Consider the following 23,743-nt stretch of genomic DNA (forward strand, 5'->3'; position numbering starts at 1 on the left):
CAATGTATTGCACAACTTGTCATTGGTACTTTGGAGGGATCTATACACAAGTAACTGCCCCAAACGTGTATAGATATCTCCCTGTGGTCCTCGAGGCCAGGCTTGGGACAGGCGAGATGACTTGTACTTCTTAGGAGAGCTTTTTCTTAACGTAATAGCGTTTGGGAGGATTACCGGAGTTATCCCCTTCAAAGCCCAATTTTGCGGCTTATCGATGATACGTGCATCCCGTCATTTTCACTGGTTTCCTCCGCATTCTTCCAGGTATAAAAAGTAGGTCTATGGCTGGCTTTTAACGGTAACCGTTTGAAGCTGATGTGTTTGAAGAGAATACTTTGTATTACCCTTTATATAATATTATGTGCTGGCTGGCACCATGCGACTGCGCAATGTGGTGGCCAGATCATGGAGCCTGGTTTTGCCTTTCTAACCAGCAGCCGGGGCTGTGCGCCTTTTACAGTACAACTGGAAACCAACTATCTGGCCTCTACACCAGGTACGGTCTATTATGTCGACTGGGGAGATGGTACTCCCGAAGAAGAATATATTCAGCCTGGCGCTTCCGGTGTTGTCCTTACCCATGTTTATCCTAACTCTCCAGTAGATTGTGGTTACGATCTTATCATTGACGCTGAGAATGGATGTAACCCCAGGGGTAGCGTAGTGCCCATTTCCACCCAGGTAGTAGTTTGGACTAACGATGTAATCTCCGTTGATCCCGGGATATTTCGAGTTTGCCAGGGATATGCTGCTGATGTACAATTTACTGATAACAGCGATTGGAACTGCTTTCCCAGGGCTACAAGAGAAAACAATGAACCTCGCTGGATACAATGGATCTATGGAACCGGAGCGGATGCCAATAGAATTCCCGGTATACAGGTTGATGCTATCAGCCCTGGTGGATACCCTTATCAGGACCCGGCGCCAGGTTCTAATCCTAAATATCCTATTTACGCTCCAGGCGATTTGAGTTTGCCGATCAATGTGCCGGCTACCGCACCGGCAGATATCGGAAGAGAATTTCAGGTAACCTTAAAAAACTGGAATCAGTGTAATCCCTATGATAACGATCTCACGGACGGAGATGCCTTTAATCCTGTAAATGGTGATCTGGTAAATGGCGACAATACACCACAAACTATCAATGCGAGAATTGTTATTGTAGAGTCTCCGGAGCCAGAATACCAAACCAGGTTGGGTTCGGCTGCAGGTGCTGTTCAAAATACTTTTTGTATTGGAGAGAACATTTATTTCGAAGACCTGACAGCTCCTATTGCCGGTGCAGGCTTTCAGTATACCTGGGAATTTTATGATAACAGCACCGGTACAGGCACACCTGTTCATACCAGCAATGCGGTAAATCCTATCTATTCGTTTGCAAGCGGAGGCCAAAAATTAGTTCGTCTGATCATTAGGGATGGGAACGCTGCAGGTAACTGTGAAGCAGTGTACGACAACTTTGTTTTCATATCACCCACGCTGATTGCTAATATTGAAGCTACAGATCTGGCTGGTAACCCAATTACGCCTCAATTTTGCCAGGATACAGCCTCACCGCAGACCTTCGATGTCAGGTTTGTTGATACATCCGTAGGAGTACCTAATGCCAATACCAGATGGAGGTGGGAATTTTATGACGAAAATGACGCATTGGTTGCGGAGGAGCCGGGTGGGGGAGCTTTTTCCAGCACCGAATTAGGACCTTTTGATAGGTCATACCTTAATGTTGGCACATACAGGGCGAAGCTGATAATTATGGATCTCAACACTTCGTGTTCAAGTGAAGACGTGGTGCAGGTAGTGGTGTATGAAAATCCTGTGGCTAACTTCACCGCTGACCGGGTCTGTGAGGGAAGTGAAACAACCTTCACGGATATATCCACTCTTAACGCGATCAACGGAGAAAGTATAGTTTTATGGGAATGGGATTTTGACTATGATGGTGTCACATTCAGTAAAGATGCTACATTTGATAACCAAACCACTTTTTCGAGGTCATTGAGAACTGCGGGAACATACCAGGTAGCGCTGAGAGTAACAACAGATCAAAATAGCTGTTCCGATGTTTTTGTGCTATCCGTTACGGTAGACGCATTACCTGTGGCAGATATCACCCCTGATCAGACTTCCGGTTGTAGTGTTTTAGCCGTTAATTTCACCAATAATGGAGTGGGGTCACAACCTGAGCCTGTCGATCAGTATGTTTGGGAAATAAACGGCGGGAGTGGTTTTGAAGTGGATTCTATACAAAGACCCTCTGACCCAGGGTTTTCGGGTACGTTTGTGAAGTCTTTTGAAAACCTCTCTACTACAGATAAGAACTACGCTGTAAGGCTGCGGACCATAACAGTTCAGGGCTGCGAGGCGGTTAGCCCACCGGTTACCGTCACCGTTTATCCGGGGCCTCCTTCGGGCTTTAGTACTATCAACTATTCGCCATTTGACGACAACTGCTCACCGGTGGGCGTAGACTTTCAGGTAGATAGCGAGACACAGGCCCTAAATCCCAGCAGCTACCATTGGCAGGTAGATGATGTTGATGGCCTGGTATATCAGGAAAATACGGGCACTACACCGGCATTCAATTATATTTTTGAAAATAACACACCATCGGTAAAGAATTTTTATGTTACACTGAATACCACACTTCCCAATGGATGTAGTGGAGACTCTACCCGGATTATCCGGGTTAACCCTACCCCGCAGGCAGAGTTCACCATCGATACATTGAATTTCGATTGCGAATTGATGCGATTGGGCTTTGAAGCAACCCAAAAGGGATTAAGCGGCTACCAGTGGGAAATCAGGGAAAATGGAGTTGTTACTTTTGCTACCGATGCCACAGGGGACCGGTTGGAGCATACATTTAACAAAGCTTCTAATGATATATTCGTGGAAGTAAGTCTTCAAACAACCAATTTTGCTAATTGTGAAAGTGAAGTAGTTGCCAAAAGCATTGTTGTGCCCAAACTGGAAAATATCAATGCCTCTTTTACGGCTACCCCATTGAATCAAACGCTTCCGAACGCTACTGTCTATCTGACAAACACTACTAATGAAGGCCCCTGGAGCTATCTTTGGGATTTTGGAGATGGGCAAATATCCACCGACCCAAATGTGTCGCAGCATATATATGATACGTATGGTATTTATACTATTACACTGACTGTATCTGATAACGAATGTGTAGAGGTCAGCACCACCACTGTTACTATTGATCCCATACCACCTGTTGTTGATTTTGACTATGATCCTGCTGCAGGATGTGCTCCGCTAACGGTGAATTTCACTAATTTGACCCAATATGCCGACCCTGGTAGCTACTACTGGCAATTTGGTGCAAATCAGGGTATTTCCAGGTCTGAAAACCCAACCTACACTTATTATGAACCCGGAGTCTATACAGTGAGCCTTTCAGCTACAAATATACTTGGAGATACAATTACCGAAACCAAGCCACTGATCATCGAAGTATATGCCAGACCGAGTGCACAATTTGAGGTGCGTCCAGGCGTGGTTTATATCCCGGATAATCCGGTTTATACCAAGAACAATAGTTTTGGGGCATCTCAATTTACCTGGGATTTTGGTGACGGAACGATATATAATGGATATGAACCGACACATATTTACCAGTCGGAAGGAGAGTATGATATTACACTGATAGCCGCCAATGAATATGGGTGTAGTGACACAACAAGAAGGGAAGGGATAGTGAAAGCCATTATCGGAGGGCAGGTGCTCGTGCCAAATGCGTTTTCACCAAACTTATCAGGTCCGATAGGAGGAGAAGCTGGCGGTATACCAGGTACCAACGATATCTTTTTACCGCTTACCGAGGGAGTAGCGGAATTTGAGATGCTGATTTTCAATAGGTGGGGGGAACTGTTGTTTCAAAGCACCAATAAAAACATAGGTTGGGATGGCTACTACAATGGGAAGCTATGTCCGCAAGATGTATATGTATTCAAGTTGAACCTGACCTTTGAGGATGGTCGGAAAACGACCAGAATGGGCGATATAAACCTGATTAGATGATGAAAACCTGGTTATTTATACTGTTTTTTTGCTGTATAGCAATCAGAGTAATGGGGCAGGACCCGCATTTTTCGCAATACTATGCGGCACCTCTTTACCTTAACCCTGCATTTGCCGGAACAGGCAATGATCACCGGTTTATTGCCAATTATCGAAATCAGTGGCCTAATCTTGCCAATGGTTTTGTTACCTATTCTTTTTCTTATGACTACAACATCCAGGACCTAAGAAGTGGCGTAGGGCTGCTGGTAGGAGTGGATAAAGCCGGTTCGGCCAATCTCAGATCCACAAGTGTTGGTTTTTTATATTCCTATAAAGTACAACTATCCAATAAATGGATGCTTACACCCGGGCTTTATTTTGGGTATGGTCAGCGTAATATAGACTTCAATAAGCTTGTTTTTGGTGATCAGTTAGAGTTTAGGAATGACGGTCAGGTACCTACCACGGATCCAACTTTCGGTAACCTGGGCAGCACCGCTTACTTTGATTTTGGTGCGGGTTTGCTAATGTATAATAAAACATTCTGGGCAGGTTTTTCTGCACAGCATATCAATGAACCTAATCGCTCTCTTCTGGGCGAAGAGAGCAAGATACCGGTCAAAACTTCGGTCCATGCCGGTGTTAAGATCCCTTTGTACAATGGTGTATTTAAAAGAGATCGTATATCGACCCTGGCGCCATCGTTTGTCTATCAGAACCAGGGAAGTTTTGATCAATTGGATGTAGGGTTACATTTTCTGTACGAGCCGGTAATGATAGGAGTGTGGTATAGAGGAATTCCCATACAGCAAAATACAAAGGACAACGTTAGCCAGGATGCAGCGGTTTTAATACTGGGGCTCCAATTTGATCAATTGGAGATAGCTTACAGCTACGATTTTACCATCTCAGAATTAGGCTCTGTATCAGGTGGAGCACATGAAGTATCACTGAAGTATCTGATGGCACTTTCGTTTAGAAACAAAACGAAAAAGAAGGATAAGTTTATCCCATGCCCCACCTTTATGAAGTAGTTGCTTTTCAGGGTAGGTATTAAATGCTAAATTTGCGGCTTAACAAAAGTTACGGCTTTAGCCAAGCCTGCATGTATGGATTATTCTGAGCATATAAACACCAATCCTATTTTCAAAGTGGTGAGCGATGCCGCTACCGCTCTTAACCTGGAAACATATGTAATTGGTGGCTTCGTACGTGACCTGCTATTAAAGCGGCCATCAAAAGATATAGACTTTGTATGTGTAGGTAGTGGTATTGCCCTTGCGGAGGAAGTTGCGAAGAAACTTGGAAATGCACATGTCAGTGTTTTTAAGAACTTTGGCACCGCCATGGTCAACTATGAAGACTGGGAACTGGAGTTTGTAGGAGCAAGAAAGGAATCGTACCGGTATGATAGCCGGAAGCCTATCGTTGAAAATGGAACACTGGAAGATGATCAAAACAGGCGCGATTTTACGATCAACGCGTTGGCAATAGGTATGGTGGCCGGTAATTTCGGAAAGCTGATCGATCCCTTTGGTGGCGTGAAAGACCTGAAAAGGAAAATCATCAAAACCCCCTTAGGTCCTGATATTACTTTTTCTGATGATCCTTTGAGGATGATGCGAGCCATTCGATTTGCTTCTCAGCTTAACTTTGATATTGAACCTGTAACATTCGAGGGGATCATAAGAAATGTGGACAGGATAAATATCGTTTCACAGGAGCGCATTACAGACGAATTAAATAAGATCATCCTTTCCGGAAAGCCGTCTTATGGGTTTAAACTACTCTTTCACAGTGGCTTGCTGGAGAAAATATTTCCTGAAATGGTGGCATTACATGGTGTTGAAAGCATTGAGGGGAAGTCTCATAAGGACAACTTCTACCATACACTGCAGGTGCTGGATAATACAGCCGAACGGACTGATGACCTCTGGCTACGATGGGCGGCCATACTTCACGATATTGCTAAGCCGGCCACCAAAAGATTTGATAAAAAGGCAGGGTGGACTTTTCATGGCCATGAAGATAAAGGAGCCAGAATGGTGCCTAAAATATTTCGAAAGCTGAAGCTCCCTCTTAACGAAAAGATGGATTATGTGCAGAAGCTTGTGAGATTGCACCTGAGGCCTATAGCGCTTGTCAAAGAAAATATCACAGATACGGCCATTAGAAGGTTGCTCTTTGAGGCCGGAGATGATATAGAGGATCTCATGCTTTTGTGTAAAGCTGATGTCACCTCCAAAAATGACGTGAAAGTGAAAAAATACCTTAGTAACTTCAAAAAGGTGGAAAGAAAGATGAAGGAGGTAGAGGAGAAGGACCGGGTGAGGAACTTTCAACCACCAATAACAGGTGATGAGATTATCAAAGCATTCGATCTGAAACCTGGCCGGCTCATTGGCGACATAAAGGAAGAAATAAAAGAAGCCATCCTGGAGGGTAGGATCAGGAATAACAGGGAAGAAGCGTGGAATTACATGATGAAAGTGGCACAAAATAAAGGTGTAGCCAAATAAGAGAAATTCATTACCTTTGAAGTTTATAAAATTAACTGTATAAAAGATGATTAGTTTAAGAAGTGCATTGTCAGTATTGTTGCTCACTTTGATGTGTGGCACAGTTTATTCCCAAAACACGCAGAACGAGCAGCAAAAGGCGCCCTCCGCCGGGCAGATACTTTCCAGCCATTATGCCAGAACTTATCAAATGGCATTGAGGTATAACGATTACGGCATGGCAAAAAATGCACTTTATAACCTATATGTTGAAAACCCTCAAAACGATTCTATCCTATATTCTTTGTCGGCATTGTACCTGCAGTCAGGGCAGTATGCTTCTGCCGCCATCTCTGCACAGGATGTGATCCAGATGCGGCCGGAACATATAGGTGCGGTGGAGATCATGGCCGTATCATATGAGAACCTGGGGTTGAAAGACAAGGCGCTTGACAATTATGAATCGCTGTATCTAAAGACCGATGATTATCAAACCCTCTACAAAATTGCTTTCCTGCAGTACGAATTGGAAAGGTATAATGAAAGCAAGATCAATGCTGATATATTGATGACCAAGAAAGGGGCAGAAGATCTGAAGGTAGTATTTGATGCCGGTAACAATGAGCAGAAAGAATACTCTATAAAAGTAGCGCTACTCAATCTCAAGGGTCTTATTGCTAAAGCTCAGGGAGATAAAGCTGCAGCTAAGAAGCACTTTGAAGAAGCGCTGAAAATTGCTCCTGACTTTACACTTGCTAAAGAAAACCTGCAGAATATCGATAAATAATTCTTTTTCCGTGCAACCCTGATGAAATCTTTACGGTCTATAGCTATAGAACAGTGAATTCATTGGGAGAGAAGTTTCAAAATATCCATGCTGAAATCATAGAAAGGTGTCTGGAGGGAGACCGATATGCGCAGAATCAGTTGTACAAGCTGTATTCAAAGGCAATGTTTAATGTCTCCTACAGGATCACAAACAATTTTGACGATGCAGAGGATGCTCTTCAGGAAGCTTTTATCAGCGCATTTAAAAACCTTACTTCTTATAAAGGAGATGCTGCATTTGGCGCCTGGTTGAAACGAATTGTGATCAACAAATCCATTAACCTGATCAAAAAACGTCATTCCGGGCTTGAGGAGGTAAGCGAGGATGTGGGCGAAGAATCTGACGATCAGGAGGTAAAAGTCGATCAGCTAAGTGTAGAAAGGATTAAACGGGCTATTGAAAAGCTTCCTGATGGATATCGGGTGGTTTTTTCACTATATTTACTGGAGGGGTATGATCATGGGGAGATCGCTGAAATACTAGGAATAACCGAATCAACCTCAAAATCCCAGTTTAATCGCTCAAAAAAGAAAATCAAAGAAATATTAGAGAAGGAGGTGATCTATGAATGATCCATTGGAAAAATTCATTCGGCAAAACAGGGGAGAGTTTGATGATAAACAACCCTCCGACCGGGTATGGAATAGCGTATACAAAAAGCTTAACGGAGAAAGTAACCCGTCCTTTAACTGGATTTGGAAAGCAGCCGCCATTTTGTTTTTCCTTACTTCATCATTTATGTTTTATAAGCTCCGGTTCGATGGGCAGGCAGATGCTGTGGCAATAAGTAAGCAACAGCTCAACGAAGATTTTAAAACCGTTGAGTCGTATTATGTTCAGAAAATATCCGAGAAAAAGGAGCTCATCTATGACTTTGAAGAGAACAGTGTAAATGTTAATGGAGTTTTTGAGCAGGATTTACAAAAGCTGGAAGCAATGTATGAAGTGTTGAAGGATGAATTGAGGGAGAATCCAAGCAAGAAGGTGGTGGATGCTTTGATCCTGAATCTACTGGTCCGGGTTGATATCCTTAATGCACAGCTTCAGGAGCTGGAGAATATATCCAGACAAGACAAAGAAGAGCCTGAAATAAACGTTTAGTAGTTACTTGTGCTTAGGTCGAAAGAGCTTACTTTAGAATCAAGTACTTTGCCTTTTTCACATTTTAATACACGAGCCGGATATTTTTTCACCAAACTGTGGTCATGGGTTGCCATTAGTACGGCTGTTCCGCTTTTGTTGATCTCTTTAAATAAATTAAAGATCCCCTGAGATACCTCGGGGTCGAGATTTCCGGTGGGCTCATCTGCCAGCAGTATGACAGGTTCATTGATCAACGCCCTGGCGATCACTACCCGCTGTTGTTCACCCCCAGAAAGCTGGTGAGGCATTTTGGATGCTACAGAACCTAGTCCCACCCTCATGAGAACATCAGTTTGCCGGGCCTTCATCTTCGACTTTTCTTTCCATCCGGTGGCTTGCATAACAAAATCCAGGTTCTCGCCTACAGTACGATCCGGGAATAGTTGAAAATCCTGAAATATAATACCAAGCTTTCTGCGAAGCATAGGTACTTCTTTTGGTTTAATGGTACTGATATTATATCCGGCAACTATTATCTCACCAAGCCGAAGGTCGAGATCGGCATAAAGAGTTTTAAGCAAAGATGTCTTTCCACCTCCGGTTCGTCCTATTAAAAAAACGAATTCACCCTTTTCAATTTCAAAATTGACGTCACTCAGTACAGTTCTGTCATCCTGGAAGATGGAAGCATCTTTTACGCGTACTACTGGATCAGAGGAGAAAGACATCTTTTAGATTGTTTAATTTTAGCTGTTGACTTTATGATGATCTGCCAAAAATTGCTTCAAACCTGAATCCGTCAGCGGATGGTTGAGCAGACTTGTGATCACTTTCAGTGGGCAGGTAGCCACGTCAGCGCCTATCTCGGCACACTGTACCAGGTGCATGGTGTGTCTGATACTTGCTGCCAATACCTCTGTGGCGTAGCCATAGTTGTCGTATATCTGAACTATCTGCTCTATGAGGCTCAGGCCATCGTAGGCGATATCATCCAACCTGCCGATGAAAGGCGATACATAACTTGCTCCTGCTTTTGCAGCTAAAATAGCCTGGCCAGCAGAAAATACGAGCGTACAGTTGGTCCTGATCCCCTGAGCGGTGAGGTATTTTATGGCTTTTACTCCATCTCTGATCATTGGTATTTTGACCACGATCTTCTCATCTATTTTAGCCAGCTCTTCACCTTCCTTTATCATAGTATCAAAATCAGTGGCGATTACCTCGGCACTCACATTATTATCTACAATATCGCATATCGCTTTGTAGTGAGCTTTTACATTTTCTTCCCCTTTTATACCTTCTTTGGCCATTAAAGAAGGATTGGTCGTAACGCCATCAAGCACACCAAGATCATAAGCTTCCCGGATCTCGTTGAGGTTAGCAGTATCAATAAAAAATTTCATGTGTATATATTTTAGTATTGAGATATTAATATTGAGTTCGAAGCACGAAGTCGGAAGTCCGAAGTTGTGTTACTGAAGACTCACGATAAGGCGCTCATGGTTTAAACCCCTTCAAAGATAACTATGATAATGATAAACAAAAAAGGCAAATCAGGGTATCGCACCGCTACAACCGCTTACCCTTGCTACCTTCCGGTCCTGGGGGAGTTCAGCGGGAGCTGGTCGTACCCGATTTGCCACTGCAAAGATATGACTTCTGACACAATTGATGAAATCTATCTCCACTTTTTCGTAAATTGTTTTATATTTAAAAACCATGTCAACTAAAATGATATACAAACTCAGGTTATTAAAGCTCAATTGCTATCGCCAAAATGAAGCTGACGGTGATGAAATTTTTATCAAATACCAAAATAAAAGAGTATGGCCTTTGAATTCAAAGTATCAGAAGTTAAATGAAGGGTCCGCAAAATTAAACCTGGACATATCAGGAATTGAAAAGGAAAGTATGGTCACGCTTGAGCTTTGGGATTATGATCTTTTTACTCCTAACGATATGTTAGGCACCTTCTCCATGTTAGTAAATGAGCGAGGGGGACCGTTTACTACAGATTTGAAGAGAGATATGGGTACGGACGACAGCAAGTACTCTATCGAATGGGAAGTGTCTTAATTAGTGTTTCTAAGAAAACGCCAATGTCTGCGTTATGCTCGTCCCAAAAATGCTCATGTACCCAGTACGCTCCGCTTTTTGGTACTTCACAAGCCTTGCCCTTAATGTTTCTTAAAGCCACTTAGAGTTACAAACACTAATTACTTGACCAACCCTTTAAGATAAAGATTGAACTCCAGGGAACTGGACTCAGCAAAACCATCTACGGCCAGATCTTCAAAGATATCTTCATCAAAGTTCAATTTTCTTTTTTCAACCTCCCCTTTTTTGTGAACTGTGAGTTCAACACCCGAATATGTTACCGGGTTAACCTGTACCAGTACGATAAAATCTTCGAATTCTTTTTTAAAATATTGGTGGACAATGTTTTGCATACTACTACTTTAGTGTAAAGTTAGGTTATTTACCTGATACGTTAATTCTCTGAGCCTTAATATTCCCGTGAACAACTTGAAGTAAGTGATGATCGAAATCATATTAGCAATAGGTTAGGATAGAAGTAGGGATCCTTATTTTTCCATTGGTAGCAATAAGGAAAAAGCATATATTGTATGCTAAAAAAATGCCGGTGCTATCAGTTCTTCAAAAGCCAGTTTACCAACTCCTTTTTATCCAACTGCTGTCAGTTGTGGTTTTAGTTATTTATAGGCCTTCAAATGTTGATAGCTCCTGGACTGCCAGTGGCTTATGTTATATCCTCTTTATTCTCATCAACTCAATTTTTATATGGTCTGCGCCACGGCTTTGGGTGTATTTTTTTACGTCACTCGGCTTTTCAATTCTGTATGTGCTGCTGGCATACCTGGTACTGTGGGCATTTAATGAATTGCTAAAACTCAAGGGTTCCGGAGAAAGCGGAATGATATTTCTGGTGATTATATATCATCCATTCCTGTTGCTACTTGTAGTATTTTTGAAATGGGTCTATGGTAAAATAATTTAACGATGCGAGGCTTTTAGAGAAAATGTGCTTCCAGAAATTTTACCAGTTCGTTGGTGTCACGCAGTCCCTCTTCTTTTGATGTGTTGCTGAGGTGTGTCAATTTTACTGTTTTTCCGCTATTCAATAATATCATAATATAGAAGGTGTGAGATTCTATGGCGTTGCTTCTATATTTATAGCTTATCTCTTCTTTTATTTCGAATCCTTTAATTTCCTGAGCTGAATAATGATGTCTGAAAGGCGATCGTATATCGATACCGGCCGACTTGATTGTGAGGAAGAAAAACCATTTGTTTAGCATCACAAATAATGCAACCGTCAGTAAAATGCTGCCAACAACAGCGGCTACTATATGAATAGGGCCACTCGAGTCAGGATCAGAGTTTACGGCCAAAAAGGCGAATACCAGTCCCACCATTCCTGTAAAGGAGAGGCTGAAAAGTAATTTTTTAGTAAAAATTACTTTTACGCGCTGTCCACCATGAACATCGGACGTAAGTCGATAGCCATACTTGTTTAAAAGTTGAGCACAAGAATGTATTTTACGATATTCATTAGAGTCAATCAGCGGTTGCCAGTTTGCGATTGCTGTTATGTCAACCTCCAAATCGCTAGTGATCCCGTGTACTGTTTTTTCAAATGTCAATGCACCCGTGCTTAGGCTTTTTGGGCGAACAATCCCATCGTACTTACCAATAATGGTATATTGCATTTTGGTCAGCTCTACCAGGATTAGTTGTGTAAAATAGGTGTCTTTCTCTTTGACGTAATTAGCCAGAGCAACGGAGGTCTTTGTTCCTGCAAGAACAAAATCTTTGAGAAACAGGTGCTTTTCCAGATTGTGCGGAACCCCGTTAAGGTTTAATGAAAACAGGGTAGGGCCAAATGGTATTTCACCACCAGCTTCAAGCACTACAAAATTTTGTGGATCAGTCAATATGTTGATGCGTTCTGACAATCAATTATACTATTTGATCTGATCCTTTTGCCTTCATTTCACTTGTAGAAACTCCTGCAAGATATAGCTTTTAAATGAAAAAAGCTTCTGGTTTATTTGAGTTGAGCATTTAGCCATACCAAGCTTTGTTCTTCTTGTCCCATGCTGCCTTAAAAAATACTAACGTCCCGAAAGCTTTCGGGATGCTCATATTTGTTTGCGTTGCCTGGATCAAAATTAACTGCAACTTATACGGCACAGTACACTTAACTCAACACTTCATTTCAAAATGATTATCAAGGATGGCGTTAGCTATGTCGCCCACGCCTTGTCACCTTTTTTGTAGTCTATACAGGCCTCATATCTGCCGGGTGTTTCCACGTATCTTCGGGCCTGAGTACAGCCCACTTCTGAGGTAAAATAGCCCAACAGGGTGAGCTCCTTCATTAGTTTGAAATAATGAGGGACAGCTCCGGGATCTTTTTCATTGGCTTTGCCATATTCCCTTTGTTCTTTGTCCAGGGCATTGAGGAATGCTGTTCGTGTTTCCCGGGGCGCCTCGTCAAAGCTATCACCATGATCTTTTTCGAAGTCAGCTTTAAGTTTTGCCAGGCCATCAGTAAAGGCTTTTTGGTCTTTTTCCTCATAGCAATCCAGTACCATCATTGCCATGAAACCGCCTATGCCTACCGCTTTGGCTCCGGGGGTATCTGTTGTAGGTATTATTATGTCACCTATTTCATCCAGGAGGGCAACATCACTTTCCATGAAAAGTGCATTTACCCTTTCATCCCTTTCTACTGAGCAGCCCGAGAGGAATGCATTAGCACCTACTACGGTGCCTCCCATGATCACGGACACTGCTTTTATTGCATCTCTTCTATTCATATTTTTCAGAGGTTTCCTTTTTTTAATTCATTTGTTGCAAAATCACATGCTCTGGCTGTTAGTGCCATGTATGTCAATGACGGGTTCTGGCAAGCTGCTGATGTCATGCACGCACCATCTGTGACAAACACATTTTTTGCATCCCACACCTGGTTGTGGCCATTTAACACTGAAGTTTTTGGATCCCTACCCATACGGGCTGTCCCCATTTCGTGAATACCCTGGCCAAAGGTGTATCCTGCATCCCATGAAGTGACATTTTTCACACCTGCGGCTTCAAGCATTTCTGCTCCATCATTCATCATATCTTTGCGCATGTTTTCTTCATTTTCCTTGAGCGCACAATCAGTCACCAGCACAGGTAGTCCCCACTTATCTTTAGTTTCATGAGAAAGGTATATCCTGTTTTCATGGTAAGGAAGTATTTCTCCAAACCCTGTAATACCGATAGTCCACTGCCCCGGCTCTGACATGGCGTCTTTCAGTTTTGCGCCAATGCCCAATTCCGCTACTTTTTCACTCCAGCCATTTCGGCCGGCACCACCCTGGTAGCCAAATCCTCTAACATAGTCACGCTTATCACCGAATAGGTTTCTATATCGAGGAATATAAATACCGTTGGGTCTTCTGCCGTAGTAGTATTTATCTTCGTAGCCTTCCACCGTTCCGGATGCACCGGCTCTGAAGTGGTGGTCCATAACGTTATGGCCAAGCTCGCCGGAGCTGCTCCCCAATCCTCCAGGCCATATATCGGTGGCCGAATTCATAAGTACCCAGGTGGAGTTGAAAGCGGAAGCACATAAAAAGACTATTTTAGACTTAAATTCATAAGTCTGGTTGTTTTCGGCATCCAGCACCTCAACACCGGTGGCTTTTTTGCTATCCTTATCATATAGCACGCGAGTTACTATAGAAAAAGGTCTGAGGGTAAGATTACCGGTTTTCATGGCAGCAGGCAGCGTGGAGGATTGTGTGCTGAAATATGCGCCAAACGGGCATCCCAACCAGCATTTGTTTCGGTATTGGCACTGGGCGCGGCCCTCTTTTGCTGCCGTCAGGTTTGCCGAGCGCCCCATGATCATCGTGCGTTGTCCTTTATAGTGCTCCTTTATGCGAGCAGCAACATCTTTTTCTACACAGTTCATCTCCATTGGCGGCTGGAAATAGCCATCGGGTAGTTGCGGTAAGCCTTCTTTGGAGCCATTGACACCGATGAATTGCTCCACTTTGTCGTAGTAGGGAGAAATATCCTTATAGCGAATAGGCCAGTCTACAGCTATACCTTCTTTAGCATTGGCCTCAAAATCTATCTCACTGAGCCTGTAGCTTTGCCGGCCCCAGGTAAGTGACCGGCCACCCACCTGGTAGCCCCTGAACCAGTTAAATGGCTTCTCTTCTACATATGGACACTCCGCCTCATGAGCCCAAAAATCCAGGTTCAATTCATTGAGAATATAGTCACGCTTTAATACAGGATGTGCCTTTATCATCTCCTGGGTGTCCATTCCCCTGTGAGGGACTTCCCATGGATTTGTAGTGGCATTTTTATAGTCTACACCATGTTCAACATTTTTCCCTCTTTCCAGCAGCAGCACTTTCATCCCCTTTTCTGTTAATTCCTTAGCCGCCCAGCCTCCGCTGATCCCTGAGCCGACTACAATCGCATCATAAGTTTGATCTGCCATAAGATGTATTTTGTTTTTTATATATCACATATTTTAATAGCCTCTGCGAGAGCGGCTTCCTTGTTTTCCTTTGTAGGAATAAATTCCTGGGCTACATATCCCTTGAAACCGGTTTCTTCGATAGTTTTCATGATGGCAGGGTAGTACAGCTCCTGAGAATCATCGATCTCATGTCTGCCGGGAACGCCAGCCGTATGGTAGTGTCCAAAAAACTGATGATTTTCCTTGATGGTTCTGATGATATCGCCCTCATTGATCTGCATGTGGTAGATATCGTAGAGTAGCTTGAAATTTTCGGAACCCAACTGCTTACACAGTTCAATTCCCCAGGCGCTTTTGTCACACATGTAATCAGGGTGATCAATTTTGCTGTTAAAAAGCTCCATCTGTAATATAACATTATTTTTTTCAGCCAAAGGCATGACTCTTTTCAGTCCATGAATGCAATTCTTAAGACCCGTCTCGTCATCCATACCTTTACGGTTACCGCTGAAGCAAATCAGGTTTTTATACCCCGCGTGGGCTACAAGAGGTATCATTTTAGAATAGTTTTCAGTCAGTTGGTCATGATAACCGGGATCATTCCATCCTTCTGTCAGGCTGATCTCGGCTCCGTTGCACATCGATGAGTCTACACCGTGTTTTTTTAATACACCCCATTCCCCCGGGCCCACCAAGTCAATAGCTGTAAAGCCGATTTTTTTCACCAACAAGCACAACTCATCCAAAGAAAGATGACCATAGGTCCACCGGCACACCGAATGTCTGATGTTATTATTTAATCTATATTGTGCCGGACCTCCAAGAGAGGTGTGAGGTAACATAGGTAAAGTAGAGGCAGCTACTGCCCCGGTCACTAATTTTTTAATTGCTGACCTTCTGCTTTTATGCAAGTTCATGGATTTATTGCCAATGGACTAACTCAGAGCTGAATAAGAAGAGAATATTCCATTTTCTATCAATTTTAATTCTTTAATATATGGAAAATGGATAATTGCTGCAATAAAATTTGTGGAAGGTTGACCGTTAAAAATTTCGCAAACGTTTGTGGTCATGATGAGCGACTCTATTTTTTTATGGCACTGACTTTTTTTATCGCGGTTTTATAAGTGGAAGGTATTGTAAAGCAGGTACATAAGATTAAAGGAAGTGGGACGAGAGGATTGAGAAGAGAGTGGGACCTGCTGGTGCGGTCCCACCTCTAGAGATCAGATACAAGTTTAAACTCTACCCTAGTTAATCTAATCTTGCAGAAGTCTGATCTTTTTCCAAAATGACATACGCCATTGTATGTCGAGCCAACATTGCGAGGCCGTATGCCTTCGCATTGATATTTTTATTCTACTACTTTTATTAAACCTAATTGATCCTCGCTTGAAGATATTAGCGTCCATCCTGTGGTTGAATTTTGGTCATTTTTGCTGGCATATACTTTCCACCGGTAAGTTCTGCCGGGTACTAATTCTGCCATTGTAGCATTGCCATCTTCATTGTATTGTATAGTCTTTTGAGAAGACGGAATAACTATATTTTTTACCGGATCAGCTCCACTGTAATCGAGCCCTCCCCAAATTACATTACCTGTAGCCACATCCACCACTTCGATGACATAGTCTGAGGTACTTGAATAAGCTGTCCATGCGAATGTAGGTGTCGTTGAAGTAATTTCGATGGGCTGAGTAGACGAAGGGTCATTGGTTGGCGTATTTAATTTGATTGAGCCCGTTATGTCAAAAGTCAAGGTAAGGGCGCCACCGGCGTTAAAGGTAACTTCCGGTTCTCCGAACTTGGCAATCCTGTCCGGGTCCATCACACGCTCGTCATTTTTATAAGTAGCTCGCGCTATATAGGTGCCGTCAGGAATGTTGCTGATCGTATAAGCCAGGTTAGCACTTACTGTGGTCAGGCCTGGAATAGTTTCTTTCGTAATCGGATGGACAAGAGATACATCAACATCTTTATTGTCTGTAGCCAGGTTACGCACCGTCCCCGTCAGACTCCCCGAAGCACCTTCAGTAAGATCAATGTTTATTCCTGAGGTTTCTGTGTTTGCAGATAAATTTGCAGATACCACATTAGACGAATAGTTCAGGAGGTATGCTTTTACTTCATAACTTCCCTGTGGAATATTATATATGGAATAATTTCCATCCTTATCCGAAATTGTCGAGTAGGCTTTTTCATTCGCCAGGTCTTCTGCTACTATGAGCGCACCGGCCACTCCTGCAGAGCCAGTGGCGGCTTTGCCGGAAATAAAGCCTCCGTTTATTACAGCACTTGGCGACATTTCAGCAGACTGGCTGACAGTACCACCTGCCTCTACAGAAAAAGCCACAGCTTCAATACCACGTGGTGGTACAGCCTCATATCCCTGCTTGAAAAATTTTAAATAATATGTGCCAGGGCTGAATGTGCCACTAAATGTGCCGCTGGCATCGGTAGAAAGAGTTGTTTCGGTTGGTAAGCTGCTCTCCACGTCAAAGACGATGATCTGAACATTTTCTATTCCTGAACCGGTTTCTATATCGGTAACCGTTCCTTCCAGTTTTCCGGTTGAAGGTTTGGGATCATCTTTAGAACAATTAAAAAATAAAATAGGACTAACAATGATGAAAGCCACTATAAAAAATAAACTTCTCTTCATATACGTTCGGTTTTTTATCTTGTTTACCCCTATAGCACCGAAGTATGTTTCTACCCCCAAATGATTTTTATATTTTTTTTTAAAAATTTATTCTAGTAGCTTAAATAATTATTTATCAGAAGGAGCCACCTCAATCAATATCATGTTGGCAGATATGCAGGAAAACGCTTATTCCGAATTCGAAAGCTTATTTAAACAGCATCATAAAGGACTGTGCGATCTGGCTTTTAATATTGTGCGAGATCCTGACGCTGCTAAGGATATTGTTCAGGAGGTATTTCTTAAACTATGGAAAAACCGTGAAAGTGTTGCTTTTGAAAAGCAGATTAAGCATTATCTCTTTAAGGCTACAGCACATACATCATTGAATTATCTTCGCTTTAACAAACGACTTGTCCGGTTTGATAACGGAGCGCCCCTCCAGGAGCTCGTGGCCCATACAGACAGTGAAGGGGCCGGATATAAGGAACTTGAACTTCGTGCAAGACAAGCTATAGACAGGTTGCCTCCTAAATGTAAAACTATATACCTTCTTAGCCGTCATGAGGGCATGAAGTATAGCGAAATCGCAGAGACTCTTGATCTATCCATCAAAACAGTGGAAAACCAGATGGGAATAGCACTTCAGAAGTTAAGAGATGAACTAAAGCCATTCCTTACTATTGAATTTCTGACTATAATATTGCTGACCTGGTTTGCCCTGTCACTACTTTTTTAATAGCTCGAAGACTGAAGTCAGAAGTGTATCACCGACATAACGACTTAGTACTCATGACTCTCCTTGCCCGCTTTGGAACCGTTTGTTTTTGCTTGCGACTTGAAGCTCACAGCTTACAGCTTCATTTGCCAACTACCTATTTCGTAAAAAAATATTTTTTCTTTTTGGGGGTATTGTCTTTTTCGGGTGCTATAGGTAAAAATGTGGGCGAAATGCCTGATTCGAGGTTTTAGTTGGTAATCAAATTTTTTGGCTTATGAAAAAGTTTATAGTTGGTTTTATCTCAATAATTATGGTATTTTTAATGGTATCCTGCTCATCTTATACCTGCCCGGCATATTCTAAATATGCGGCTAAAAAGCAAGTAAAGGTAAGGTACCGATAAATGGTAATAAGATGGGGTACTTTGGTTTTTTTCGTGAAAATGAGAATATGAGATCTGACAAACAACATTGGAAGAGGTTGGCGGCCTATCTGTCTGGTCATCTTAATGATGCGGAAAAATCAGACGTTGAGGAGTGGAAAAATTCTTCAACGGAAAATAAGCGGGTTTTCAATGAGTCGAGAAAGGTCTGGGAAAACTCTTCAATGCGCCTTCGGTTGAGTGACGATGATACTGAGCAGGAATGGGACAAACTGAAATTGCAACTGGAGAAAGGGCCTTCAGGAGGAGGTAAAGTGGTGCAGTTTTTTGCTGCTCACTCCAGGTGGATATCGGTAGCAGCCAGTATATTATTAGTTGCAGGGGCTTTTTATATTTTTTGGCCCTCGGATAACACTGTTACAGCGCCTATAGTGGCTGAGGCAGTAGTTACTTTTTCTGCTGGCAACGAAGTGGCTACCATTTATCTACCTGATAGCAGTAAGGTGTGGCTCAATGTTGGAAGTACAATAACCTATCCCGAGAGCTTTGGAGATAAGCTGAGGAGTACCCAGATCTCGGGAGAAGCTTATTTTATGGTGCGCCCGGATACCAGTGCCCCGTTCACAGTGAGTACGGAGCTGGCCTCTGTTCGGGTACTAGGAACTTCTTTTAATGTAAAAGAAGATTCGGCAGGGGTTGTACTTACTGTGGCGGAGGGCACTGTGAGTTTTTCAGCAATGGAGGCTGATAGCAGCCAGGCTGTAGTAGTAATGGCAAACGAAAAAGCTGTAGCCACGGGAAAAGGGGTGGTGTCCAAATCGGCCAATGACAATCCGAGATTTGCCGCATGGCGAACAGTTAACAACCCGGCATATGAGTACGAGAAAAATAACGCACGATCATTTTTGATAAATAATTACACCTGGGAAAAGAACAAGCTGAATATGTCGGTCATAGATGGGGTAATTGAAAACCGGGCGGAACTGGCCACATTTACGAATATTGTGCTTAAAATGTCATATACAAAGCCTAATGGAAAGATATCCGTTACCAGATTTAAAGTTATGGATACTTTAGAGCCCGGTCAAATGCTTCCATATCAAAAACGGCTTTTCGATATTTTTACCGACACCAAAAAGGTGAAAGTAGAGATAGAAACGGTGGACGTTATAGTTGAATGATCAAAGAATGCTTAATGGTCTGTTTTTGTTCGGAAATCTACGGGAGTTCCGGCATGATCAACCACTTGTATCTGTTGACGAGGGTAAACCGCTATGATCTTGTTTTTATACACTTCCTTGTTTAATTCCTTGAGTACATTCAATGTCAAACTGCTTTTCCAGCGTCTTCTTTCTCTCGCTCCTACAAGGTATCTGACGATAATGTCGGTCCATGATTCGTTAGCGGAGATGTACACCTCAGGTTTTTCGGCAACTTCATAGCTGAGATTAGCCCTTTCCAAGATCTTCCGATATTCCCGGGCTGGTGTTTCCATATAATCTCTCAACAGCAGACTGGCCACCTCATTAATGGTTTTTATCGCTAACTCTACATCAGATTCATTGGCAATTGCTATGGCCAGTTCGTCCCAAACGTACGGAAAATCACGGGTAAGGTTCACCACCGTTCCCGAAAGGATCTCATTGTTAGGGAAAGTGACCAGGCGGCCTGTCGGTTGTTCGGCTTGTACAAATCCCTGGCGGTAGGGTGCACCTATTTCCCATACGGTTGTTGTTAAAAAGTCTATTTTATAAACATCACCAAACACCTCCCCCACACTGATTCGATCTCCTACGCGGTAATACCTCTGAAAGGAATTTTGAAGCCAGCCTGTGAAACTTTCAATCGGGGTTTGTAGCGACCAGGAAAGTGCCAGACCAACAAGGCCAAGAGAGCCCAAAAGTGCGCGAATGTCTCCCGCTACTGCGCTTACGGCTACACCTATGGCTATTATCCATAGCGAGATACCAACCAGGGTAATAATGGCATCAATATCTTTCCAGCGGTGCAGTATCTTTTTGAGTAAGGCTTTTACGAGCCGCACTATTATCCAGGCCAATAATAATGTAACTATGGCCACTAATAATTTCGGAAGATTAGCGTAAAAGCCTTCCCATAGATTCCTGGCAGTGTTTAGTGCTTCGTTTTTGGCGGCTTTGCTAAACTCTTCTTCAAGAGGTTCAATGGTATCAGCCAGCACTGACTCTTCGACAATTGATTCTGCAGGAGCAGTGTCTAATGAGTCTTCCTGCGAAAAGCTGACATCCTGAGGGGTAAGCACCAACAAAAGAAAACCCGTCATGGCCACAGCAAGAATGGAGGCCTGTTTGAATTGCTTCAACCGGGTTTGGGCACCCTTGATAGTACTGCCTCCTTGAGTTTTTTTGAGTCGCTTGCGGTATTTTGTATCTCGAAACCTTGCTCTTCTATGGCGATCCACTTCAATGCGTTCTTTGTCCTTATCTGAATTATAGTATGGTCTCTGTTTTCTCATAATGCTTCCACCGCATTTTCTTTCGTACCTATAAAAGCATTTTTATCGTCTGGTTGTTTAGCTTCCGGGGAAAATATAGAAGAGTCTCACCTACTGATAGGAGTCAACGGGCTGCAAAAAGAAAAGCCTGTCATTCGGTGAACAACAGGCTCTGCAACTATTTCGGATCAGGATTGATGAGGATTATTGAAATGCTGGTATACCCGTGATATCAGCTCCTAAGATCAGCAAGTGAATATCATGTGTACCTTCATAGGTAACGACTGATTCGAGGTTCATCATATGGCGCATCATTGGGTATTCACCGGTGATACCCATACCACCATGGATCTGTCTGGCTTCTCTGGCTATGTTCAGGGCCATTTCAACAGAATTCCTCTTAGCCATTGATATCTGGGGAGTGGTTGCTTTACCTTCATCCATCATTTTACCCAGCTTCCAGTTGAGCAACTGTGCCTTGGTGATCTCGGTAAGCATTTCTGCCAATTTTTTCTGCACCAGTTGGAATGAACCAATCGGTTTTCCAAACTGTATTCTTTCTTTGGCATACCTTCTGGCAGAGTCATAACAGTCCATGGCAGCGCCTATTGCACCCCAGGCTATGCCATAGCGGGCAGAGTCCAGGCACATGAGGGGAGCGCCAAGGCCGCTCTTTGCAGGGAGCAGGTTTTCCTTAGGTACTTTTACATTGTCAAATACAAGTTCACCGGTGCAACTGGCCCTCAACGACCATTTTCCGTGTGTTTCAGGGGTACTAAAGCCTTCCATACCTCTTTCTACGATCAGTCCGTGGATTCGCCCCTCTTCATTCTTAGCCCATACCACGGCTACATCAGCTTTTGGAGAGTTGGAGATCCACATTTTGGCGCCATTGAGCAGGTAGTGATCGCCCATATCTTTAAAGTTAGTGACCATGCCACCAGGGTTAGAACCATGGTCAGGCTCTGTGAGTCCGAAGCAACCCAGCCACTCACCGGAAGCCAGCTTGGGCAGATATTTTTTGCGTTGCTCTTCGGATCCAAATTTATAAATAGGGTACATTACTAGTGAACCTTGAACAGAAGCGGTAGATCGCATACCGGAATCCCCCCTTTCAATCTCCTGCATGATGAGTCCATAAGAGATGTAATCAAGGCCACCGCCACCATACTCCTGGGGAATAGTAGGGCCGAAAGCGCCAATCTCTCCGAATTTTTTTACTATTTCATAAGGAAAATGAGCATTTTGGCACCACTCTTCGATGTAGGGGCTGATCTCTCTCTTTACAAAGTCTCTGATGGAACCTCGGATGAGCTTATGCTCTTCTGTAAGCAGATCATCAATCTGATAAAAGTCCGGAGACTCAAATAAATCATTTGCAGATTTTCGCTTGGCTTCGTTCACCGTATTCGTTGTCATCAATAATCTATTATTTGGGTTATTCAGTTTTAAGTTTCAAATTTACGCAACATTTAATGATTTACCATTTTATGAAGCTCAATTTCCCGTTAGTTTCTTAACTAAATCGTTTGAAATAGTAACAGGCTATATGAGAAAAAGCAGTTAATAGCACATTAAACCAGTTAATTTAAATTACATGGAAAAGTCGGAAATAGATCCTAAAATACTTGAACAGATTAAGAAGCTTGAAATGAAATATGAGGTAATGGGGCAGGACCTTTCTTCATACCTCGATGGCTTATTGTACTCCGACTACCTGACCTACTGGGACTACATACATCTTGATACATTGCTAAGCCTTCAGAACCCAAAAACTGGGTTTGAAGACGAAATGATATTCATTTCCTATCATCAACATACCGAGCTGTTTTTTAAGCTGATACTGTGGGAGATCAGGCAAATCGCGGATAAAGAGGATATCGATGAGGATTACTTTCTTACCAAAATAGAAAGGATCAACCGCTATTTTAGTATCCTGGAGGACTCTTTTTCAGTAATGATAGACGGTATGGATCGTGATCAATTCCTGAAATTCAGGATGTCACTGTTGCCGGCTAGTGGTTTTCAGTCTGCTCAATACAGAATGATCGAATTGTGTTCCTCAGATCTGTATAACCTGATTGAGTTTGATTCGCGAACAGAACTGCAGCCGGACGATTCGGTTGGCCTGCTGATGGAGAAAATTTACTGGAGAAGGGGTGCCACTGAGCTAGCTTCCGGTAAAAAAACGTTGACCCTGAAGCAGTTTGAAGAAAAATACCTGGAAGAGTTTATCCATCTTGCCGGTGAGTATAAGGGAAAGAATATCCTGAAAGTATACCAGAAGCACTTCAAAGACTCGGAGAGAAAAGAGGAAATTATAGCAGCATTGCGGCAGTATGATGTTCAGTCTAATATTTCATGGCCGCTTTCACATTATAAATCAGCCGTGAGGTATCTGCATAAAGACCCGGATGATATTGCAGCAACAGGAGGTACCAACTGGCAGAAATTTCTTCCACCCCGCTTTCAGAAGATCATTTTCTTCCCGGAATTGTGGTCTGACCGCGAAAAAGAAGAGTGGGGAAAGACCTGGGTAGTAAAAGAGGTGTTCAATAAATAGGGCCTCTCTGGCATCCGAT

21 protein-coding genes and 1 other RNA gene are annotated in these 23,743 nt (G+C 42.9%); 11 read left to right on the forward strand and 11 right to left on the reverse strand.

Going from position 1 to position 23,743, the window contains the following annotated elements; translation table 11 throughout:
- The first annotated feature begins 321 nt into the window (after nt 1-321).
- The 6 genes from C900_RS20970 (at nt 322) to C900_RS20995 (ending at nt 8,451) form a co-directional block, all read left to right on the forward strand.
- Complete coding sequence (locus C900_RS20970) at nt 322-4,041, forward strand: PKD domain-containing protein (RefSeq protein ID WP_185113986.1); 3,720 nt, start codon at nt 322-324, stop codon at nt 4,039-4,041.
- Complete coding sequence (locus tag C900_RS20975; protein ID WP_009582214.1) at nt 4,038-5,057, forward strand: PorP/SprF family type IX secretion system membrane protein; 1,020 nt, start codon at nt 4,038-4,040, stop codon at nt 5,055-5,057. Before C900_RS20970 ends, C900_RS20975 begins: the two co-directional genes overlap by 4 nt.
- A gap of 75 nt (nt 5,058-5,132) precedes the next feature.
- Nucleotides 5,133-6,542: a CCA tRNA nucleotidyltransferase gene (locus C900_RS20980; protein ID WP_009582215.1), complete on the forward strand. Its 1,410-nt coding sequence runs from the start codon at nt 5,133-5,135 to the stop codon at nt 6,540-6,542.
- A 46-nt stretch (nt 6,543-6,588) separates the two neighbouring features.
- Nucleotides 6,589-7,308 carry a tetratricopeptide repeat protein gene (locus C900_RS20985; protein WP_009582216.1) on the forward strand — a complete coding sequence of 240 codons (720 nt, stop codon included), beginning with the start codon at nt 6,589-6,591 and terminating at the stop codon, nt 7,306-7,308.
- A gap of 62 nt (nt 7,309-7,370) precedes the next feature.
- Nucleotides 7,371-7,922 carry an RNA polymerase sigma factor gene (locus tag C900_RS20990; RefSeq protein WP_009582217.1) on the forward strand — a complete coding sequence of 184 codons (552 nt, stop codon included), beginning with the start codon at nt 7,371-7,373 and terminating at the stop codon, nt 7,920-7,922.
- Entirely contained in the window at nt 7,915-8,451 is a 537-nt protein-coding gene (locus C900_RS20995; protein WP_009582218.1) for a hypothetical protein, read from the forward strand. Before C900_RS20990 ends, C900_RS20995 begins: the two co-directional genes overlap by 8 nt.
- Here the strand turns inward: C900_RS20995 and C900_RS21000 are convergent.
- The 3 genes from C900_RS21000 to ffs form a co-directional block, all read right to left on the reverse strand.
- Entirely contained in the window at nt 8,448-9,161 is a 714-nt protein-coding gene (locus C900_RS21000; RefSeq protein ID WP_009582219.1) for a cell division ATP-binding protein FtsE, read from the reverse strand. The genes C900_RS20995 and C900_RS21000 overlap by 4 nt on opposite strands.
- A gap of 18 nt (nt 9,162-9,179) precedes the next feature.
- Nucleotides 9,180-9,836: a fructose-6-phosphate aldolase gene (fsa, locus tag C900_RS21005; RefSeq protein ID WP_009582220.1), complete on the reverse strand. Its 657-nt coding sequence runs from the start codon at nt 9,834-9,836 to the stop codon at nt 9,180-9,182.
- Nucleotides 9,837-9,977: 141 nt separating this feature from the next.
- Nucleotides 9,978-10,074, reverse strand: an RNA gene (ffs, locus tag C900_RS29465) — signal recognition particle sRNA small type.
- A gap of 90 nt (nt 10,075-10,164) precedes the next feature.
- On the opposite strand from ffs, the gene C900_RS21015 reads away from it, so the two are divergent.
- Entirely contained in the window at nt 10,165-10,509 is a 345-nt protein-coding gene (locus C900_RS21015; RefSeq protein WP_009582221.1) for a hypothetical protein, read from the forward strand.
- A gap of 140 nt (nt 10,510-10,649) precedes the next feature.
- Here C900_RS21015 and C900_RS21020 read toward each other — a convergent pair whose 3' ends face one another.
- Nucleotides 10,650-10,883, reverse strand: coding sequence for a hypothetical protein (locus tag C900_RS21020; RefSeq protein WP_009582222.1), 234 nt, complete (start codon nt 10,881-10,883; stop codon nt 10,650-10,652).
- A gap of 188 nt (nt 10,884-11,071) precedes the next feature.
- Here C900_RS21020 and C900_RS21025 point away from each other — a divergent pair, with 188 nt between their 5' ends.
- A complete protein-coding gene (locus C900_RS21025; RefSeq protein WP_040497232.1) occupies nt 11,072-11,452 on the forward strand; it encodes a hypothetical protein in 381 nt (126 codons plus the stop codon).
- Between the two features lie 13 nt (nt 11,453-11,465).
- On the opposite strand, the gene C900_RS21030 is transcribed toward C900_RS21025, so the two are convergent.
- From C900_RS21030 to C900_RS21050, 5 genes are all read right to left on the reverse strand, one after another.
- Nucleotides 11,466-12,410 (reverse strand): hypothetical protein, encoded by a 945-nt coding sequence (locus tag C900_RS21030; RefSeq protein ID WP_040497233.1) that lies wholly within the window; start codon nt 12,408-12,410, stop codon nt 11,466-11,468.
- Between the two features lie 291 nt (nt 12,411-12,701).
- Nucleotides 12,702-13,277: a gluconate 2-dehydrogenase subunit 3 family protein gene (locus tag C900_RS21035; RefSeq protein ID WP_009582225.1), complete on the reverse strand. Its 576-nt coding sequence runs from the start codon at nt 13,275-13,277 to the stop codon at nt 12,702-12,704.
- A 5-nt stretch (nt 13,278-13,282) separates the two neighbouring features.
- Nucleotides 13,283-14,962 (reverse strand): GMC oxidoreductase, encoded by a 1,680-nt coding sequence (locus tag C900_RS21040; protein ID WP_009582227.1) that lies wholly within the window; start codon nt 14,960-14,962, stop codon nt 13,283-13,285.
- A 17-nt stretch (nt 14,963-14,979) separates the two neighbouring features.
- Nucleotides 14,980-15,861, reverse strand: coding sequence for a hydroxypyruvate isomerase family protein (locus C900_RS21045; RefSeq protein ID WP_040497234.1), 882 nt, complete (start codon nt 15,859-15,861; stop codon nt 14,980-14,982).
- Between the two features lie 437 nt (nt 15,862-16,298).
- Nucleotides 16,299-17,606 carry an MSCRAMM family protein gene (locus C900_RS21050; protein ID WP_245558467.1) on the reverse strand — a complete coding sequence of 436 codons (1,308 nt, stop codon included), beginning with the start codon at nt 17,604-17,606 and terminating at the stop codon, nt 16,299-16,301.
- Nucleotides 17,607-17,760: 154 nt separating this feature from the next.
- On the opposite strand from C900_RS21050, the gene C900_RS21055 reads away from it, so the two are divergent.
- Together C900_RS21055 and C900_RS21060 are read left to right on the forward strand one after the other, a co-directional pair.
- Nucleotides 17,761-18,324 carry an RNA polymerase sigma-70 factor gene (locus C900_RS21055; protein WP_185113987.1) on the forward strand — a complete coding sequence of 188 codons (564 nt, stop codon included), beginning with the start codon at nt 17,761-17,763 and terminating at the stop codon, nt 18,322-18,324.
- Nucleotides 18,325-18,756: 432 nt separating this feature from the next.
- Entirely contained in the window at nt 18,757-19,869 is a 1,113-nt protein-coding gene (locus tag C900_RS21060; protein ID WP_157494108.1) for a FecR family protein, read from the forward strand.
- Between the two features lie 11 nt (nt 19,870-19,880).
- Here the strand turns inward: C900_RS21060 and C900_RS21065 are convergent, their stop codons facing one another.
- Both C900_RS21065 and C900_RS21070 read right to left on the reverse strand, forming a co-directional pair.
- Complete coding sequence (locus C900_RS21065) at nt 19,881-21,182, reverse strand: mechanosensitive ion channel family protein (protein ID WP_009582238.1); 1,302 nt, start codon at nt 21,180-21,182, stop codon at nt 19,881-19,883.
- Nucleotides 21,183-21,365: 183 nt separating this feature from the next.
- Nucleotides 21,366-22,580, reverse strand: coding sequence for an acyl-CoA dehydrogenase family protein (locus C900_RS21070; protein ID WP_009582239.1), 1,215 nt, complete (start codon nt 22,578-22,580; stop codon nt 21,366-21,368).
- 178 nt (nt 22,581-22,758) lie between these two features.
- Here C900_RS21070 and C900_RS21075 point away from each other — a divergent pair, with 178 nt between their 5' ends.
- Nucleotides 22,759-23,724, forward strand: coding sequence for a tryptophan 2,3-dioxygenase family protein (locus C900_RS21075; RefSeq protein WP_009582240.1), 966 nt, complete (start codon nt 22,759-22,761; stop codon nt 23,722-23,724).
- The last annotated feature ends 19 nt before the right edge of the window (nt 23,725-23,743 follow it).

Source organism: Fulvivirga imtechensis AK7 (assembly GCF_000331535.1).
GTDB lineage: Bacteria > Bacteroidota > Bacteroidia > Cytophagales > Cyclobacteriaceae > Fulvivirga > Fulvivirga imtechensis.

Coding starts and splice junctions, on each gene's coding strand:
- C900_RS21045 (WP_040497234.1), bottom strand. CDS start 15,861: ATGAACTTGCATAAAAGCAGAAGGTCAGCAATTAAAAAATTAGTGACC.
- C900_RS21020 (WP_009582222.1), bottom strand. CDS start 10,883: ATGCAAAACATTGTCCACCAATATTTTAAAAAAGAATTCGAAGATTTT.
- C900_RS21035 (WP_009582225.1), bottom strand. CDS start 13,277: ATGAATAGAAGAGATGCAATAAAAGCAGTGTCCGTGATCATGGGAGGC.
- C900_RS21055 (WP_185113987.1), top strand. CDS start 17,761: ATGCAGGAAAACGCTTATTCCGAATTCGAAAGCTTATTTAAACAGCAT.
- C900_RS20985 (WP_009582216.1), top strand. CDS start 6,589: ATGATTAGTTTAAGAAGTGCATTGTCAGTATTGTTGCTCACTTTGATG.
- C900_RS21040 (WP_009582227.1), bottom strand. CDS start 14,962: ATGGCAGATCAAACTTATGATGCGATTGTAGTCGGCTCAGGGATCAGC.
- C900_RS20975 (WP_009582214.1), top strand. CDS start 4,038: ATGATGAAAACCTGGTTATTTATACTGTTTTTTTGCTGTATAGCAATC.
- C900_RS21000 (WP_009582219.1), bottom strand. CDS start 9,161: ATGTCTTTCTCCTCTGATCCAGTAGTACGCGTAAAAGATGCTTCCATC.
- C900_RS21025 (WP_040497232.1), top strand. CDS start 11,072: ATGCCGGTGCTATCAGTTCTTCAAAAGCCAGTTTACCAACTCCTTTTT.
- C900_RS20980 (WP_009582215.1), top strand. CDS start 5,133: ATGGATTATTCTGAGCATATAAACACCAATCCTATTTTCAAAGTGGTG.
- C900_RS20995 (WP_009582218.1), top strand. CDS start 7,915: ATGAATGATCCATTGGAAAAATTCATTCGGCAAAACAGGGGAGAGTTT.
- fsa (WP_009582220.1), bottom strand. CDS start 9,836: ATGAAATTTTTTATTGATACTGCTAACCTCAACGAGATCCGGGAAGCT.
- C900_RS21070 (WP_009582239.1), bottom strand. CDS start 22,580: ATGACAACGAATACGGTGAACGAAGCCAAGCGAAAATCTGCAAATGAT.
- C900_RS21015 (WP_009582221.1), top strand. CDS start 10,165: ATGATATACAAACTCAGGTTATTAAAGCTCAATTGCTATCGCCAAAAT.
- C900_RS21075 (WP_009582240.1), top strand. CDS start 22,759: ATGGAAAAGTCGGAAATAGATCCTAAAATACTTGAACAGATTAAGAAG.
- C900_RS21065 (WP_009582238.1), bottom strand. CDS start 21,182: ATGAGAAAACAGAGACCATACTATAATTCAGATAAGGACAAAGAACGC.
- C900_RS21050 (WP_245558467.1), bottom strand. CDS start 17,606: ATGAAGAGAAGTTTATTTTTTATAGTGGCTTTCATCATTGTTAGTCCT.
- C900_RS21060 (WP_157494108.1), top strand. CDS start 18,757: ATGAGATCTGACAAACAACATTGGAAGAGGTTGGCGGCCTATCTGTCT.